Source organism: Pseudomonas congelans (assembly GCF_900103225.1).
In the GTDB taxonomy this organism is placed as follows: domain Bacteria; phylum Pseudomonadota; class Gammaproteobacteria; order Pseudomonadales; family Pseudomonadaceae; genus Aquipseudomonas; species Aquipseudomonas congelans.
The window spans coordinates 376,847-394,168 of record NZ_FNJH01000003.1 but is presented as its reverse complement, the minus strand read 5'-3'; the positions used below and the strand labels follow the sequence as shown (position 1 = coordinate 394,168).

Below are 17,322 nucleotides of genomic sequence, written 5' to 3'. Positions count from 1 at the left end.
CTATCAAAGGTTTTTGTACGAATTCGAGGACAACGCTGCAGGCTCTTTCAGCCGGCAATGTGCTGATGATTCGAGTATGGACAGCGCTCTCCCCTCTCAGCAATAATCCAAAAATCGAATTTATGTTGCCTTTAGCGCAACACTGGAAGCCCATGAGCCTCGTTCAAGATCGACGCATCCTGTATTTTTTCGAAGCCGTGCGATTGGGCAGCGTCCGGGCTGCCGCCGACTTTCTCAACGTTGCGCCTTCGGCGGTCAGCCGCCAGATCGCACAGTTGGAACAGGAGCTGGGCTCACCCTTGCTGGAACGCCATCGACGCGGCGTCAAACCGACCGAGGCGGGCGACAAGGTGCTGGCCTACTATCGCCAGCGACTGACGCAGCAGGAGGTCCTGCTGGATTCGATTCAAGCGCTGAAAGGCTTGCACAGCGGCTCGGTTACGCTGGTCTCCGGGGAGGGGTTTCTGGAAAGTCTGGCGCAACCGCTGGCCCGGTTTTCCGAGCTGTATCCCAGAATCGAACTGATCGTGAACGTCTGTGGCAGCAACGAAGTGATTCGCCAGGTGGTCGAGGATGAAGCGCACATTGGCCTGGTCTTCAATCCGGCTGCCGACCCGAAAATCCGTTCGCATGCGCATCAGCGCCAACCGGTCTGTGTGATCACCGCGCCGGATCATCCGCTGACCGAAGAACCAGGCCCGATACAGCTGCGGGCACTTGAAAACTACCGTGTCGCCCTGCCTGCCGTGTCTTACGGTATTCGCCAGATCCTGCTGCAAGCCGAACACCAGCTGGGCATCACCGTGCAGCCGACGCTGACCTGCAGCACCTTCGCCATGCTCAAGCATTTCGCCATGCAGGGTGGCGTCACGTTGCTGCCGACCTTTGTCGTGGAGGAAGAAATAAAGGCCGGCACATTGCGTGCCCTGCCCTTGCAGCACGAGGTGTTCAGCAGCCCGCAGACTCACCTGATCAGCCGCCTGGGTCGTCAGCTGAGTGTCGGCGCCAATCGCCTGATGGGCATGTTGTTGCAGGATATGACAGCGTTCCGCAACTGACCTACCGTTAGTCCCCGCGTCGATCAATCGCGCTGAACCAACAAAAAACTCATGGTTCATCTTCAGTAACGGATCGGAAATTTCTGCTACCACTGAGGATTAACCATGAGAGCTTTGACTTACCACGGCGCGAACAGTGTGAAGGTCGATACAGTGCCGGACCCTGTGATCGAGCAAGCGGATGACATCATTCTGCGCGTCACGGCTACCGCTATCTGCGGTTCCGACCTGCACTTGTATCGCGGCAAAATCCCTACCGTTGAACACGGCGACATCTTCGGCCACGAGTTCATGGGTGTCGTGGAAGAAACCGGCTCGGCCGTCACGGCTGTAGCCAAAGGCGATCGCGTGGTAATCCCGTTTGTCATCGCTTGCGGCAGCTGTTTTTTCTGCGACCTCGACCAGTTCGCGGCCTGCGAAACCACCAATACCGGACGTGGCGCGATCCTCAACAAAAAGTCGATTCCGCCAGGGGCCGCGCTGTTCGGCTTCAGCCATCTGTATGGCGGTGTCCCGGGCGGTCAGGCTGAGTACGTGCGTGTGCCCAAGGCCAACGTCGGTCCGTTCAAGGTGCCAGGCACTCTGGCTGACGAGAAGGTGCTGTTCCTCTCCGATATTCTTCCCACCGCCTGGCAGGCTGTACTCAACGCCGGGATTGGCCAGGGTTCGACGGTTGCCATTTACGGCGCTGGCCCGGTCGGGCTGATGAGCGCCGCGTGCGCAAAAATGCTCGGTGCCGAGAAGATCTTCATGGTCGATCACCACCCGTATCGTCTGGCCTATGCGCAGAAAACCTACGGCGTGATCCCGATCAACTTCGATGAAGACGATGATCCGGCCGACACGATCATTCGCCAGACTGCCGGCATGCGCGGCGTGGACGGCGTCGTGGACGCGGTGGGTTTCGAGGCCAAGGGCAGTACCACTGAAACCATCCTGGCCACGCTGAAACTGGAAGGCAGCAGCGGCAAGGCGTTGCGTCAGTGCATCGCGGCGGTACGTCGCGGCGGCGTGGTCAGTGTGCCAGGTGTATATGCCGGGTTCATCCACGGCTTCATGTTCGGCGATGCGTTCGACAAGGGCCTGACCTTCAAAATGGGCCAGACCCACGTGCATCGCTTCATGCCTGAGTTGCTGGAGCACATCGAGGCTGGCCGCCTGGAACCCGAAGCCATCATCACGCACCGGATGTCACTGGAAGATGCGGCGAAGGGCTACAAGCTGTTCGACAAGAAGGAAGAGGATTGCCGCAAGGTCATCCTGACGCCCGGCAACAACACGATTGTGGTGCCGGACGACACGACTGAAGCCCTGGTCGGGGGTGGCGTGCCGGCTATGTAAGGTACAAGTTCGCTTCTGATTGTGGCCGTAGGCCTTGGGAGCGAACTTGTTCGCGAAAACCGTGTTTCAGGCGATGTACTTTCATCGTTCATACCGCCCCCTTCGCGAACAAGTTCGCTCCTACGCCCTCCGGGCAGAAGCCTGAAAATGTCAAACCGCGCAGGGCGCTCGTCGTTATGCGCACATTCGTTTTTGATTCTGGCCGTAGGCTGTGGGGGCGAACTTGTTCGCGAAAACCGTGTTTCAGACGATGTACTTTCATCGTTCATACCGCCCCCTTCGCGAACAAGTTCGCTCCTACGCCCTCCGGGCAGAAGCCTGAAAGACACGTATTTCGTGTTCCCCAGAACTTGTGTGTAACGCTAAGCGCGAAGCTAAGCCTTCACTGATCACCGACTCATATAGGCAAACCGGCCTTTGAACGGTTTGCCGATGGGGTCGGCCAGGTCGCCGTGTTTGCTGGTGGTCAGGCCCAGATCCACCAGCGATTCGGCCAGTTTCACCGCCGCAGCCACGCCGTCGATGACTGGCAGACCAATCGCTTCGCTCAATTGCCTGCCCAGATCCGCCATCCCACCGCAGCCCAGCACAATGGCGCCTGCCCCTTCTTCGTCACGGGCGCGACGGGCCTGCTCGGCCATGCATTCGATAAGCTCCGGCCCGCTTTCCTCCAGCGCCAGCACTGGCAGATCGATACAACGCACCGATGTGCATAACTCACTGAAGCCATAACGCTGCAGCAGATGCTCGGCAATGATCCGGGTGCGGGTCAGCGTGGTGACCACGGCGAAACGGGTGGAAATCAGGCTGGCCATATGAAAGGCCGCTTCGGCGATGCCGATCACCGGGGCACTGGCGTACTCGCGTGCCGCCAGCAGCCCGGGGTCGCCGAAACAGGCAATGATATGCGCGTCGACCTGTTGCTCGCGTCCCTTGCGCACTTCTTCGAGCACGCCCAGCGTCGCTATCGCCTCGTCGAAATGGCCTTCGATGGACACCGGGCCATCCGCAGGACTGCAGGCGATGATCTGCGTGCCGGGGCGCGCCACGGCTTGCGCGGCCAGACCGATCTTGTGGGTCATGGCTTCGCTGGTGTTGGGGTTGATCACTTGAATACGCACCGGGACTCCTTCAGCGCCGTTTGAAAATGCTATGAAAATCCACTGTCTCGCTGACCGGCGCATCCACATTCAGGCTGGCACGGATGCGGCGCAAATGCTCGGCCATCCACTCACGCGCCTGTTCGCCCTGCCCGCTTTCGAGCAAGGTCAGCAAGTCAACATGCTGGCCACACTCACAGCCGACGCTGCGTCGCGAGCCGTAGACCGCCACAATCAACGAAGACCGTGTGGTGAGCTGCGCGACTTGTTCGGTCAATACCTGATTGCCCGCCAGCGCGCTCAACTGCACATGGAAGCGCGCCGACAATTGAATCGCTTCGCTGTGGCGCCCCGCGTGTTGCGCCTCATGTTCCTGAGCGCAGAGCGCGCGCAGTGCTTCCAGGCGCTGGCCGCCAACTCGCGTGGCAATATCGGCCATCAGCGCGGGCTCGATCAGTTGCCTGGCACCCAATACGTCCTGTGCTTCCTGAGCCGACGGTTGCGCAACTTCTGCGCCGCGCTTGGGGCGCAAGGTCACCAGTCGTTCCAGCGCCAGACGCTGCAAGACCTTGCGGATGCCGGTACGGCTGATCTCGAATACTTCGGCCAGGGCGTCCTCGGGCAAGCGCGTCCCCGGGGCGAGCCGATGTTCGACGATGGCTTCCAGTACATGCTGGTAAATCTGTTCATCACGGCCTTTTTCATCGGTAGAAGGCGCGAGAAACAACGGAGCGCTGTCAGGTCGGATCATGGCTTCACATCACATTGGCATTACAGATCGTATACAAGAATAGTGCCTGATGGGGAACATGATGAGTAGCGCAATTTAAACAGCAGGTCAGATAGCCCCTTAACAAAAAACGCACGAACCGCACCGTAAATGAGCAAAAGCGCCCTGTTTACGTGCACTTCAAGCAAATGCTCGAACCTGCCTGGTTTATCCATCTTTCTCGACATAACCGCCCTGCAACAAGCCTAGCGACCATTCCCGGCTAATGAGAAAAAGCGTGGCACATGTTTTGCGTACACGATCGTATACAAAAAAATCATCGATCGTACTCCGATCCCGTCACGACACACCGAGGGAGTCACGCAATGACAGAACAACGCCCAGCCGGGTACAGCCCGCGCCTGCATAACCATGATCTGGGGCCGGTGCCGCAGAAGTGGACCTGGTACAACATTCTGGCGTTCTGGATGAGCGACGTGCACAGCGTCGGCGGCTACGTTTTCGCCGCCAGTCTGTTCGCGCTGGGCCTGGCCAGCTGGCAGGTGCTGATCGCGCTGCTGGTGGGGATCTGCATCATTCAGGTGATTGCCAATCTGGTCGCCAAACCCAGTCAGCAAGCCGCCGTGCCCTACCCGGTCATCTGCCGCCTGGCCTTCGGCGTCTTCGGTGCCAACATTCCCGCCATCATTCGCGGGCTGATCGCAGTGGCGTGGTACGGCATTCAAACCTACCTGGCGTCCAGCGCACTGGTGATCGTGGTGCTGCGTTTCTTCCCGGAACTGGCCGCGTATCAAAGCGTGACGTTTCTCGGGCTGTCCTGGCTAGGCTGGTTCGGCTTTCTCGCCTTGTGGGTGGTGCAGGCCGCCGTGTTCTGGACGGGTATGGAGTCAATCAGGCGCTTCATCGACTGGGCCGGCCCTGCCGTTTATGCGGTGATGTTCGCGCTGGCAGGCTGGATTGTCTGGCGCGCTGGCTGGGACAACATCAGTTTTACCCTGGCGGAAAAAGAGTTGTCCGGCTGGGCGGCGTTCGGCCAGGTGGTAATGGCCATTGCGCTGGTGGTCTCGTACTTCTCCGGGCCGACGCTTAACTTCGGCGATTTCAGCCGCTATTGCCGAAGCATGGCCGACGTACGCCGCGGCAATTTCTGGGGCTTGCCGGTGAATTTTCTGGCGTTCTCACTGGTAACGGTGGTGATTGTTTCAGGCACGTTGCCGATTTTCGGTGAGATGATCCACGACCCGATCGCGACCGTCGCGCGCATCGACAACACCACGGCCGTGCTGCTCGGTGCCTTTACTTTTGTGACCGCGACGGTCGGCATCAACATCGTCGCCAACTTCGTTTCCCCCGCCTTCGACTTCGCCAACGTGGCGCCCAGCCGCATCAGCTGGCGTGCAGGCGGCATGATCGCTGCGGTGGCGTCGATCTTCATCACACCCTGGAACCTGTTCAACAACCCTGAAGTGATTCACTACACCCTGGACGTGCTGGCGGCCTGCATCGGCCCGCTGTTCGGCATCCTGCTGGTGGATTACTACCTGATCAAGAAGCAGCAGATCGACGTCGACGCCCTGTTCAATGACACGCCGAGCGGTCGCTACTGGTACACCAACGGCGTGAACTGGATCGCGGTCAAGGCATTGCTGCTCACCGCACTGGTCGGTCTGTGCTTCACCTTTATCGAGTGGTTCAAGCCGATTGCCAACTTCGCCTGGTTTACCGGCTGCATCCTGGGCGGCGCAGTGTTTTATGCGCTGACCCGCTGGTCGCCGGTACAGGCTGCCAACCTGCCTACGCCTGTCGGCCAGCATTGATACATTCGCAAGACGCTGAATACTTGAATGAAACCAGCGCCTTCAGGTGATTTGCCAAGCCCGGCATCACTTGAAAGCGCTGCCCTGCCTGCTCCGCGGAAAATAGCGCGCACCTCAAATGATATTAATTTAACATCACTCCCTGCTGGATCATGGAATGATCGAGTGTCACTGATCGCTTTGTCAGGCATCTGGCACAAAATAGAATAAATTTTGTACAACTTTCAGGCCGCTGCGCTGCCCTATGACTGAGTCTTTGTGAACCAGGCGTTCAAGTGGGTCGATAGTGATGAGCAATGATGTTTCCGGCGGCAGGCCATTCGCCCTCGAGCCACGCCTTCCCTCGGCGCAGGAAGCAGCCGAGCGGCTGCAACTCGCCCTGGATTCGGGGGCCGTTGTCGGCGCTTGGGTGTGGGACATCGTTGCCGATCAACTGACCGGCGATGAGCGTTTTGCCCGGACCTTCGGCTTGTGCCCGAAGCTATGCGCCAAAGGCTTGCCACTGGAGCTGGTGATTGCCTCCATTCATCCTGACGATTCGGCCAGAGTCGACAAGTCAATCGAGGACGCGCTGCAGAGCAGCGAAACCTATCGATGCGAATACCGGGTTCTCCATGAAGACGGTATTTATCGCTGGGTCGAAGCCAGCGGAAGAATCGAGCGTGATAGTCGTGGCAAGCCTGTTCGCAGTCCGGGCGTATTGCTCGATATAGACAGCCGTCGCACTGCCGAAGACGAGCGCGACCGGCTCAACGAATTGCTGAGGATATTCACGGCTGCCGTTCCCGGCGTTGTCTACGCCAAGGACCTCGAGGGACGGATGCTGGTCGCCAATCGCGGCACCGCCGACCTGATCGGCAAGCCGCCCGAGTTTTTCATCGGCAAGACGGATCTGGAGTTTCTGGATGACCAGGAACAGGCGCGGATCCTCATGGAAACCGACCGCCGGATCATGCAGAGCAATGTCAGCGAACAGATCGAAGAACAGGTCAACCTGGCTGACGGCTCCGCAGCGATATGGCTCTCGACCAAAGCGCCGCTGCTCGATGCCAACGGCGAAGTGATCGGTCTGATCGGCTCCTCTATTGATGTAACCGCCCGAAAAAAAGCCGAAGAAGCGGTCAGAGAACTCAACCAGACACTCGAACAGCGTATCGAACAGGCCGTTTTCGAACGCGAGCAGATCGAAGATGCCCTGCGCCACTCACAGAAAATGGATGCCGTCGGGCAACTGACGGGGGGCATCGCACACGACTTCAATAATCTGCTGGCCGGTATTTCCGGCAGCCTGGAACTGATCACCAAACGACTGGCCCAGGGCCGCGTCGGCGACGTCGACCGTTACGTATCGGTCGCCCAGGGCGCGGTACGCCGCGCGGCGTCGCTGACCCACCGTCTGCTGGCGTTCTCACGACGCCAGACACTGTCGCCGAGAGTCACCGACGTCAACGGGTTGATTCATGACATGGAAGAGTTGATCACCCGTACCGTCGGCCCGGAGATAGACATAAAGGTCATCGCGCAAAATGACCTGTGGCCCGCGCTGATCGACCACGCTCAGCTGGAAAGCTCGCTGCTGAACCTGTGCCTGAATGCCCGCGACGCGATGCCCAACGGCGGGCGCATTGTCATTGAGACTGCCAATGCGTCCCTTGAAGAGTGCACCGACCCGGATCATGGCATTCCTGCCGGCGAGCACCTGAGCATACGGGTCACCGACACGGGCATCGGCATGAGTCCGGACATCGCCGCCAAAGCGTTTGAACCGTTCTTCACCACCAAGGCCATCGGTGCAGGCACCGGTCTCGGGCTGTCGATGGTGTATGGTTTTGTGCGTCAGTCCGGCGGGCAGATTCGCGTCGAATCGGTCGAAGGCCAGGGCACCAGCGTGGTCATGCACCTGCCACGCCACACCGCTGAAAATGCTCCCCGCGCCGTTGAACCGGAAGTCATCGAAGAACCACCGCATCACACCGGTGAAACCGTTCTGATCGTGGATGACGAACCCTCGGTGAGGATGCTCGTCGCCGAAGTCATCAGCGGTCTGGGCTACAACTGCCTGGAAGCCGCTGACGCACAATCAGGCCTGGAGATACTGCAGTCGGATACCCGCATCGACCTGCTGATCAGTGATATAGGCTTGCCAGGCGGCATGAACGGCCGGGAAATGGCCGATGCCGCCGGTGACTGTCGACCCGGCCTGCCGACCCTGTTCATCACCGGTTACGCCAAGACGTCGGTACTGGACGATTGCCACCTGCGGCCTTGCACGCAGGTACTGACCAAGCCGTTCGGGCTGGACACGCTGGCCGGGCGAGTGACAGGCCTGATCGGCGCCGACGCGGTCGCCCGCGGATATCCGTAGCATGAACCCGACCACACCTGATGGTCGGTATTTTGTGGTCAAAGGGCAACTCTGGCGGTGCTCCAACCCCTCTTTGAGCCACGACGTCCGCCAGCATCTGGTGGATGAACTGATGGCCGCACGTCGTGCAGTCAAAACCGCCAAGGCATCCGAAGACCCCGCAGCCTTGAAGGCAGCACGAGCCAGTGTCGACAAGGCCAAAGTTGCACTGGGCGAGCGCGGTGAAGTCTGGTGGACCGATGGCGCCGAGGATTTCAATCGGCGCAAGGTGCAAAACACGCCTTATGCACAGTGGTATGCAGAGCACGAGGCGTCGGAACAACAGGCAAGTGGTAAGTAAGCACTTTCATGCCACAACGCGTAATGATGAACATCATTGTGATGTTCGCCCACTCGACTATTTGACACGCCTTTTCTCCGCAGAGGGGCGGTAACCGAAGTAGGAGCTGTAACACTTGCTGAAATGACTCGGCGATACAAATCCGCACGCCACCAGCACTTCGGTTTGAGACAACTCAGTGTGCTGCAGCAGCCGCCGAGCTTCGGTGATGCGCAGTTCCAGATAATAGCGCTGCGGGGTAGTGCCTAACTGCTCTTTGAACAATCGCTCAAGCTGACGTCGCGAACGGCCCCCATAAACAGCGAGCTCTTCCATTTCCAGAGGCTCCTCCAGATTCGACTCCATGAGTCGAATCACTTCGCGCAAAGGAGCGCTCACGGACAGTAACGGCGAGGTTTTGATACGCCGGTATCTGGACTCCTCGAATGACAGGATGTCTTCGATCCCCTCTACCAGCGCCTTGCCATGCAAACCTTTGATCCACTCCAGCGCCATATGATAGGCGCCTGTCGGACTTGAGGCGGTCAGTCGGTCCCTGTCTGCGACATACGCTTCACTCGTGACCTGGCCCACGCTGGCGATCTCCGCGAGAGCGGGTCGATGCTCCGGGTGGATCGCGCATCGGTATCCATCCAGCAAACCGGCCCGCCCCAAAAACCAGGCGCCGTTCCATAGTCCTGCCAGGGTTACTCCCTGAGAGGCAGCGTCGCGCAATAAGCGGATCAGGTTATCGCTTGCCTTCAACTCGGTGCGATAGCCTCCGCAGATGACCAGCAGGTCGAGTCCTGCAAGGCTGGCTCGCCCAAACAGCTCATCCGGGCGGATCACCAGCCCGAGGTCACTGACTACCTCGCCTTCGCCAAGACCAAGCGTGATGGTCGAAAACAGATCCCGCCGCAGCAGATTGGCCGTGACAATGGCGTCCAACACCTGAGTGAAAGCAGGTAGCGAAAAATGCTCCAGCAGAAGAAAACCGGCACGCGTTTGCCGCCTGGACTCATGTTTTTCCTCTTGCAGAAAGCGAAGGTTTTTTCCTTGCATTGCGTCGCTGAATTTACGCCTGGCGATCACTTGAAACCTCGCTTGATTCACGCCAATTGAAGACCACTCTTGCCGACGTACCTGTGCCACCTGGTGAACGGTTCATGTCTTCTATCCCCATAAAGAACCGCAAAGCGCAGGAAACGTGAAACGTTGCAGAGAGGTATACATTGAAAACGCGCGCTGAATGCGTTCCATGCACTTCATTTTTGCTTTCGTGACGTTATCAAAACATCGTGAAAAACGCTGCGTCGCTTTTAGAAATGCGTGCTGTCGCTTTGTGCGCACTCATTCATATGACGATCGGCATTCATTAATCAGCCTGCCAGCCGATAAAACGCCGTTGCGCTCGCAGTACATCATTTCCGAGTAATATCTAAAGGCTCATATCGGCATGAGAAAATCTTTAAAATTCAGCCATAAAATCCTCTTGGCGGCGTCCCTGGTGGTGATCGCCGCATTCACGTTGTTCACCTTCTATAACGACTATCTGCAGCGCAATACATTGCGCATGCAACTCAAGGAGAACCTGAACCAGACAGGCGAAAGCACCGCCGGCAATATCCGTAACTGGCTTTCAGGACGAATTCTTCTGGTAGAGAGCCTGGCGGAAAACGCATCTTCGCCTCAGTCCCCGCAAGAGCAGAATCGGGTGCTTGGCCAACCTACGCTGATCGCCACCTTCATGAGCATTTACCAGGGCAGAAGTGATGGCTCTTTCGTCACCCAGCCGCCTGATGACATGCCGGCCGATTACGACCCCAGAACCCGACCGTGGTATGTCGATGCCGTTCGCGCCGGCAAAACCATCCTCACCGAGCCGTATCTGGACGCCGTGACCAAGGGTTTGATCGTGACCCTTGCCACACCGATCAAGGGTGAGTCTGGCGTGGCCGGTGTGATTGGCGGCGACCTGAGCCTGGAAATTCTGGTGAAGATGATCAGCTCACTTCGGTTGCACGGCGACGGATACGCGTTCCTGGTCGACGCGAATGGCCGCATCCTGGTTCATCCGGACACCTCCCTGGTGATGAAGACGCTGGCCGAAGTCTACCCGGCGAAAACACCGAAGCTGTCGCAAGACCTGAGTGAAAGCGAGTTTGCCGGCAAGACGCAGATCCTTACCTTCGCGCACGTGGACGGCCTGCCCTCGGTCAACTGGTACGTTGGCGTGGCGATGGATAAAAACACGGCTTACGCGGCGCTGGGCGAGTTCAGAAACTCGGCCATCGTGGCCACTGTGATTGCTGTGGTACTGATCATCCTGCTGCTGGGCATGCTCCTGGGCGTTCTGCTGCGGCCACTGAACCTGATGGGCCGTGCCATGCACGATATCGCTGCCGGCGAAGGTGACCTGACCAAGCGCCTGATCATCGAGAGCCAGGACGAGTTCGGGTATCTGGGTAATGGCTTCAACCTCTTTGTAGAGCGAATCCATGACTCGATGCGTGAAGTCGCCTCCTCCACCGTGCAGCTCAATGAAGTTGCACAGCGGGTACTGACTGCATCCAACTCGTCGATGCTCAACTCCGATCAACAGTCCCACCGCACCAACAGCGTCGCCGCTGCCATCAATGAACTGGGCGCCGCAACGCAGGAGATCGCCCAGAACGCCGCGCGTGCGTCGGGTCACTCCAGCGATGCACGGACGCTGGCGTCGGACGGGCAGGACGTAGTCGGGCAGAACATCTCGGCCATGAGCCGTCTTTCCAAACGAATCAGCAGCGCAAGCGAGCAGATCGAAACGCTGAACACCAAGACAGCCAACATCGGCCAGATTCTGGACGTGATTACCGGCATCTCCCAACAGACCAATCTTCTGGCCCTCAATGCGGCCATCGAGGCCGCGCGTGCGGGTGAAGCCGGCAGAGGTTTTGCCGTGGTCGCCGACGAAGTCCGCAGCCTGGCACATCGAACCCAGGAATCAGCGAGCCAAGTGCAGGAGATGATCGAGCAACTGCAATCCGGTGCCCGTGAAGCCGTAGCGATCATGAATGAAAGCCAGCGTGAGAGCATTGAAACGGTCGAGATTGCCAACAAGGCCGTGACAAGTCTGGAGAACGTCACCGATCGGATTGGCGAAATCGACGGCATGAACCAGTCAGTGGCGACTGCCACCGAAGAGCAGACCGCCGTCGTGGAAGCGATCAACGTGGACATCACCGAGATCAACACGCTGAACCAGCAAGGCGTAGAGAACCTGAACGCGACCCTGCGCGCGTGCACTGACCTTGAACAGCAGTCCACCCGGCTGACGCAGTTGGTGGGCAGTTTCCGAATCTGACGTGCCAGGGCCGCTGCCGGAAAGCTTCGGCAGCGGCCTGCCTTGCATAAATATCGGGGAATAGCGCCAATCTCTCGTTTTGACGGTATGGTTATGCTTTCGTACGAGGGTGATCCATGGCCGTTCAAAACCCCAACAGCGCTCAAAAGCACTTGGCAGTGCTGATTGATGCCGACAATGCGCCAGCGGCTATCGTAGAAGGCCTTTTCGAAGAGATCGCCAAATACGGCGTGGCCAGCGTCAAGCGCATCTATGGTGACTGGACCGGCCCGCAACTCGGCGGCTGGAAGAAAGTTCTGCTCGACTACTCCATTCAGCCCATCCAGCAATTCGCCTACACCAAAGGCAAGAATGCGACTGACAGCTCGTTGATAATCGACGCGATGGACTTGCTCTACACGCGTCGTTTCGACGGGTTCTGCCTGGTGTCCAGCGACAGTGACTTCACACGTCTGGCTTCGCGTTTGCGTGAGGAAGGCCTGACCGTTTATGGCTTTGGCGAAGAAAAGACACCCAAACCCTTTGTGGCGGCCTGCGACAAGTTCATCTACATCGAATTGCTTCGTGAAGAGATCACCACCCCGGCCAGCGGAGACTCTACGCCCGATGCAACTGCAACACCGAGCAACGTGAAATCGGTGGCAACCGAGCCGAGCAAGAAACCCAAAGCCCCCGTGGGCTTCATCGCAAAGATAATGGACGATATTGCTGATGAAGACGGCTGGGCACCCTTGGGCGCCATTGGCACAAACATCACCAAACTGCGCCCTGAGTTCGATCCTCGTACTCATGGCTACAAGAAACTGAGCGATCTGATCAAAGGCTATCCACAAACGTTCGAGCTACAGGCCCGTGCGGCTTCCGGCGGAACAGCAGTGCTCTACGCGCGACACAGGGTGCAGGGCAAGTGAGGTTCGTCAGTCCGGGACTGACGGCTGCGACTATTGCATCACTGTCGGTTCTTTCCTGACGCTGTAGCTGGAACGGCTCCGCCGATCACATGTAAAAAAGGTCAGCCTGAAAGCTCAGGTTTTCCAGTACGGCCGCACCTGTTTCGGTAACACCGAGAACAATGTGCTGGACATAGGGAAACGAGATGTCGTGCTCCAGCACAGCGGCTGAAACCAGCAGCCCCTCTTTGACCAGCTCATCAATCATTGCCATAAACTCCCCGGCCGCCGGAACGTCTGATTGAAGACGTATCAGTGCGAGATAAATTTGACCAGACGTCAACTTTCCAGGCCGAACGAAGTTCGCGCTGCGGACGATTTCAAGCACCGCCAACTCATCGGAAAAATTATTAAAACCCATAGCGGCCTCCAACTTCTGAAGACACTGACCCGCCTGTCCGGCTACGTCAGGACTTTTAAAAGAAGCTCAGCTCGTGATGAGCGGAAACGCACCTGGCTTCCGTTATTCATCTTGCAATTGAACGAGCCAGATCCAGCTGGCACATACGGATTTCATGAAGCTGCGTGTAGACGCTTTAGAGTGGAAGCGTTGGAAAGGCCATCCGTTGCGGATGCCGTTAATGATGATCCGGTTTCAGAAACTTCATCGCTTCCGCAATAACCGACGGATGATCAATCAGCCGATTGTGGCCAAGCCCTTCAGTGGTAAACAGACGCGCGCCCGGCCATAGTTCTGCAAAACGAGCACCCTTTTCCCACGGCGTTTCACGATCACGGCGGTCATGAATGATCAGGGCGGGACGATCAAGCAGCGGCAGTCGCGGACTGGCGTCGTAATCCGCGAAGCGGCGACCGGTCAGCGAATGCAGGACGCCCTCGAAAGGCTTGAATACCTTATGGGCAACACCGACTGAATCGAACTGTTGAAGTACGCTGTCCGCAGGTGCCAGGAACGGCGCAATCAGGATGAAGCGCTCAGGGCTCCACTGCGGCTCCTCAGCAAAAACAATGGATGAAGCGCCCAGTGAATGCGCTATGACCGCCGCAGGCTTTCCGAAATGGCGTCCCACGTGCTGCTGCACCGCCACGAACTGGGTCATATGACTGATGCTGCCTGCGCTCAACCCGTGCGCGGGCTGATCGAACCCCACCACGGCGTAGCCCATGGAGCGCAGTAGCGGAACCCATCCGATAAAACGCAGCGCGTAACTTGACCAGCCGTGGGCCAGCAACACGTACGGCTGGCTGGCAGGGTCGCCCCAGACATAGGTGGCAATTCTGATGCCGTCCAGCTCAAGGCTACCGGTTTGCATATCCGTCGCCTTACTCAGGATTTCGGCAGCCTTGGCACGTCCGGATGCCTGTGGAGTCACAAAACGTCGAGCGAGATATCTTCCAGTGATGCCCGGTAGAATACGGCTGATCAGCGTGAACGTGCCGCGCAGCGTCAGTAGTCGAAGCCTTTTGATGATGTCGCTCATCGGTATTCCCCACGCCCGTCAGATGATCTGGCACCATTAGAACAGCCTATCTTGTCACTGACAAGATAGGCTGAGCCGACGGGAATATAACTTTTGTTTCATGATAGGGAGCCTTAAATGTCGACTTCAGACGCCCCGCGGACCTACCACCACGGCAATCTGCCCGCCGTCCTGCGTCAGGCCGCCTGGGATATCGTGGGGGAATCGGGAGCCCGCGGCATGTCACTGCGCGAGTGCGCCAGACGGGCGAATGTCTCTCATGCTGCCCCCGCCCACCATTTCGGCTCTCTGGAAAACCTGCTGGCGGAGGTGGTGGCCGATGGGTACGAGCGCATGGCCGACGTCATCATTGCCGTGCAACAGGAACTGGACGACACCCTCCTGGGTTGCGGCATTGGTTACGTAAGTTTCGCCAAAAGTTACCCGGAACACTTCCGGTTGATGTTTGGCTCGGGTGTAAACCGCACGTTGCCCCGGCTTCTCACATCGGGTGAACGTGCGCTGCAAGTGCTCCGCCAGTCGATACGCAATGCCTGGATAGCGAAATACGGTAGCGAGCCCGAGCCGGAACTGCTTGAACAGCGCACCTTCCTCGCCTGGAGCACCGCACACGGCTACGCTTCCCTGACCATCGACAGAAAGACGAATAACCCCCCTATTCCCTCTGCCGAGTCGATACTTCAATTGATGACGAGCGCCGTGCTCACGCCGTCAGACTGAAAACAGACGCACTGCCTCCACCCAATCGCTAAACAACCGCCGTCGTGACTGTGCTTGCGCAGAAGCGGTTTCGACGGTGTGCATGCAATTTACCCGTACTCCTTACGTTGATGTTCTCCAGACCCCCTTCAGAAATCTGAGCACGATCGGCATCGACCATTTTGATGTCGATCAACATCAATACGTTGACATTTTAGATTTCGATCGTAATCATAAGTGCCATCTCCTAAACGCACTTTACGAGCACATCCTCCATGACAACGCCATCCACTGTTCTCATTACCGGTGCCTCCAGCGGCATCGGCGCGGTCTATGCCGAACGATTTGCCCGTCGCGGTCACAATCTCGTGATGGTCGCTCGTGACAAGGCACGTCTTGATGCCCTGGCAGCACGCCTTCGTGAAGAAAACGGCGTTGCCGTTGAAGTCATCCAGGCCGATTTGACTCAATCTGCCGACCTCACGGCGCTGGAAACCCGCCTGCGTGACGATGCAAGCATCGGTGTGCTGATCAACAACGCAGGCATTGCCCAATACGGAGGGTTCGCACAACAGAACGCCGAGTCCATCGACAAGCTTGTCGCACTCAATATCGTCGCCCTGACACGCCTTGCGGCCGCAGTGGCCCCGCGTTTCGCGCAGTCCGGCTCGGGCTCGATCGTCAACCTCGGATCGGTGGTGGGCTTTGCGCCAGAGTTCGGCATGTCGGTCTACGGTGCGACCAAGGCCTACGTGCTGTTCCTTTCCCAAGGAATGAACGTGGAACTGGCGCCCAAGGGCGTATACGTCCAGGCAGTGCTCCCGGCGGCCACGCGCACCGAAATCTGGGAGCGCGCGGGGATCGATCTGAACACTATTGCAGAGGTGATGGACGTCGACGAACTGGTTGATGCGGCGCTGGTGGGTTTCGACCGCCGCGAACAGGTGACCATTCCGCCGCTGCATGTGGCGGGGCGTTGGGACTCGCTGGATGAGGCGCGCCAAGGGCTGTTGTCGGACATTCGGCAGGCTCAGGCAGCCGAGCGCTATCGCCCGCAAGCCTGAAGCGGATCAAGCCGCGGCGGATGCACATCCTTGTTCGACGACACTGGAATCAGAGCGTCATGAAAGCACTGACATTCGAAAATTACGGCAAGTCGCCCGAGATTGCGATTACCCACATTCCCATACCAGCCATCAAACCTGACGAACTGTTGGTGGAAGTTCACGCGGCCGGGTTGAACCCGATCGACAACATGATCACTACGGGTGTCTTCAAGCCTGTGGTGAAGTTGCAACTACCGGCCACCATGGGCAGCGATCTGGCGGGCGTGGTCATTCAGGTGGGTAGCGCAGTCACTCGTTTCAAGGCGGGCGACGCGGTATTTGCGAGCCTGTTCGAACTGGGTGGGGGCGCCATCGCCGAGTTCGCCGCCGTACCGGAACACGCTGCCGCCCTGAAGCCGGCCAATCTGGACTTTGTTCAGGCAGCCTCCATCCCGATGGTCGGGCTTACGTCGTGGCAGGCTTTCAAGGACTGCGCCCCTCTTCAAGCGGGCCAGAAGGTGTTCATACCGGCCGGGTCTGGAGGTATCGGCACCTTCGCCATACAGCTGGCAAAACATCTGGGCGTCACAGTGGCCACGACCACCAGCACCGGGAATATGGAGCTGGTCCGCAGCCTGGGCGCAGATGAAGTGGTGAATTACAAAGAGCAGGCATTCGAACAGGTGTTACACGACGTTGACCTGGTGCTCGGCACCACCCGGGGAGACGACCTTGAAAGAGCTGTCGGCATCCTCAAGCCCGGCGGCAGGATCGTATCCCTGGTCGGCCCGCTGGATAAGGCATTCGCCAGGGCTCGGCGGATGAATGCCTTCTTCACCTTCGTATTCGGGTTGATGAGCCGCAGGATCACGCGTCTGGCCAGCAAGAAAAGTGTGTCGTACTCGTTTCTGTTTGTTCGCGCGGATGGCGCTCAACTTGGCGACATTGCCAGGTTGCTTGAACGTGGCCAGCTAACACCGGTGATTGACAGCGTCTTTGCGTTTGAACAGGCCAGCGAAGGGCTTGAATACCTGGGTCAGGGCCGTGCCAAGGGCAAGGTCGTCGTGAAGATCAAGTAAGCGCTTACTCATCGCCCCGCTCAACCACAC

At 58.3% G+C, this 17,322-nt stretch carries 15 protein-coding genes and 1 pseudogene; 11 read left to right on the top strand and 5 right to left on the bottom strand.

From position 1 onward, the window contains the following. Window positions 1-152 precede the first annotated feature (152 nt). Both BLR20_RS13160 and BLR20_RS13155 read left to right on the top strand, forming a co-directional pair. A complete protein-coding gene (locus BLR20_RS13160) occupies window positions 153-1,058 on the top strand; it encodes a LysR family transcriptional regulator (protein WP_032612389.1) in 906 nt (301 codons plus the stop codon). A 105-nt stretch (window positions 1,059-1,163) separates the two neighbouring features. Further along, window positions 1,164-2,399, top strand: a complete 1,236-nt coding sequence (locus BLR20_RS13155) for a zinc-dependent alcohol dehydrogenase (RefSeq protein WP_032612391.1) — start codon at window positions 1,164-1,166, stop codon at window positions 2,397-2,399. Window positions 2,400-2,788: 389 nt separating this feature from the next. Here BLR20_RS13155 and BLR20_RS13150 read toward each other — a convergent pair whose 3' ends face one another. Together BLR20_RS13150 and BLR20_RS13145 are read right to left on the bottom strand one after the other, a co-directional pair. Continuing rightward, window positions 2,789-3,520: an aspartate/glutamate racemase family protein gene (locus BLR20_RS13150; RefSeq protein ID WP_054993239.1), complete on the bottom strand. Its 732-nt coding sequence runs from the start codon at window positions 3,518-3,520 to the stop codon at window positions 2,789-2,791. Window positions 3,521-3,530: 10 nt separating this feature from the next. Continuing rightward, window positions 3,531-4,250: a GntR family transcriptional regulator gene (locus BLR20_RS13145; protein ID WP_010434855.1), complete on the bottom strand. Its 720-nt coding sequence runs from the start codon at window positions 4,248-4,250 to the stop codon at window positions 3,531-3,533. Between the two features lie 344 nt (window positions 4,251-4,594). Here BLR20_RS13145 and BLR20_RS13140 point away from each other — a divergent pair, with 344 nt between their 5' ends. The 3 genes from BLR20_RS13140 (at window position 4,595) to BLR20_RS13130 (ending at window position 8,751) form a co-directional block, all read left to right on the top strand. Then, the gene (locus BLR20_RS13140) at window positions 4,595-6,046 is read left to right on the top strand and encodes an NCS1 family nucleobase:cation symporter-1 (protein ID WP_010434856.1); all 1,452 of its coding nucleotides are present in this window, start codon (window positions 4,595-4,597) and stop codon (window positions 6,044-6,046) included. A 289-nt stretch (window positions 6,047-6,335) separates the two neighbouring features. Next, entirely contained in the window at window positions 6,336-8,411 is a 2,076-nt protein-coding gene (locus BLR20_RS13135; RefSeq protein WP_054993240.1) for a hybrid sensor histidine kinase/response regulator, read from the top strand. A gap of 1 nt (window position 8,412) precedes the next feature. After that, complete coding sequence (locus BLR20_RS13130) at window positions 8,413-8,751, top strand: hypothetical protein (RefSeq protein WP_054993241.1); 339 nt, start codon at window positions 8,413-8,415, stop codon at window positions 8,749-8,751. 57 nt (window positions 8,752-8,808) lie between these two features. Here the strand turns inward: BLR20_RS13130 and BLR20_RS13125 are convergent, their stop codons facing one another. Next, window positions 8,809-9,792, bottom strand: a complete 984-nt coding sequence (locus BLR20_RS13125) for a GlxA family transcriptional regulator (protein ID WP_033832826.1) — start codon at window positions 9,790-9,792, stop codon at window positions 8,809-8,811. 394 nt (window positions 9,793-10,186) lie between these two features. Here BLR20_RS13125 and BLR20_RS28475 point away from each other — a divergent pair. From BLR20_RS28475 to BLR20_RS13115, 3 genes and pseudogenes are all read left to right on the top strand, one after another. Further along, a pseudogene (locus BLR20_RS28475) lies at window positions 10,187-11,221 on the top strand (HAMP domain-containing protein); the annotation flags it as partial. 15 nt (window positions 11,222-11,236) lie between these two features. Continuing rightward, the gene (locus BLR20_RS28470) at window positions 11,237-12,076 is read left to right on the top strand and encodes a methyl-accepting chemotaxis protein (RefSeq protein ID WP_420875068.1); all 840 of its coding nucleotides are present in this window, start codon (window positions 11,237-11,239) and stop codon (window positions 12,074-12,076) included. Window positions 12,077-12,192: 116 nt separating this feature from the next. Continuing rightward, window positions 12,193-12,987, top strand: a complete 795-nt coding sequence (locus BLR20_RS13115) for an NYN domain-containing protein (RefSeq protein ID WP_032612404.1) — start codon at window positions 12,193-12,195, stop codon at window positions 12,985-12,987. Between the two features lie 85 nt (window positions 12,988-13,072). Here BLR20_RS13115 and BLR20_RS13110 read toward each other — a convergent pair whose 3' ends face one another. Both BLR20_RS13110 and BLR20_RS13105 read right to left on the bottom strand, forming a co-directional pair. Continuing rightward, complete coding sequence (locus BLR20_RS13110) at window positions 13,073-13,387, bottom strand: hypothetical protein (protein WP_010434862.1); 315 nt, start codon at window positions 13,385-13,387, stop codon at window positions 13,073-13,075. A gap of 217 nt (window positions 13,388-13,604) precedes the next feature. Further along, complete coding sequence (locus BLR20_RS13105; protein WP_010434863.1) at window positions 13,605-14,468, bottom strand: alpha/beta hydrolase; 864 nt, start codon at window positions 14,466-14,468, stop codon at window positions 13,605-13,607. A 117-nt stretch (window positions 14,469-14,585) separates the two neighbouring features. Between BLR20_RS13105 and BLR20_RS13100 the strand changes: the two genes are divergently transcribed. The 3 genes from BLR20_RS13100 to BLR20_RS13090 all read left to right on the top strand — a co-directional run bounded on the left by BLR20_RS13100 (window position 14,586) and on the right by BLR20_RS13090 (window position 17,292). Continuing rightward, window positions 14,586-15,188: a TetR/AcrR family transcriptional regulator gene (locus tag BLR20_RS13100; RefSeq protein ID WP_010434865.1), complete on the top strand. Its 603-nt coding sequence runs from the start codon at window positions 14,586-14,588 to the stop codon at window positions 15,186-15,188. Window positions 15,189-15,442: 254 nt separating this feature from the next. After that, on the top strand, window positions 15,443-16,231 hold the full coding sequence (locus tag BLR20_RS13095) for an SDR family NAD(P)-dependent oxidoreductase (protein ID WP_054994344.1): 789 nt from the start codon (window positions 15,443-15,445) through the stop codon (window positions 16,229-16,231). A 59-nt stretch (window positions 16,232-16,290) separates the two neighbouring features. Beyond that, complete coding sequence (locus BLR20_RS13090; RefSeq protein ID WP_054994343.1) at window positions 16,291-17,292, top strand: NADP-dependent oxidoreductase; 1,002 nt, start codon at window positions 16,291-16,293, stop codon at window positions 17,290-17,292. Window positions 17,293-17,322: the final 30 nt, after the last annotated feature.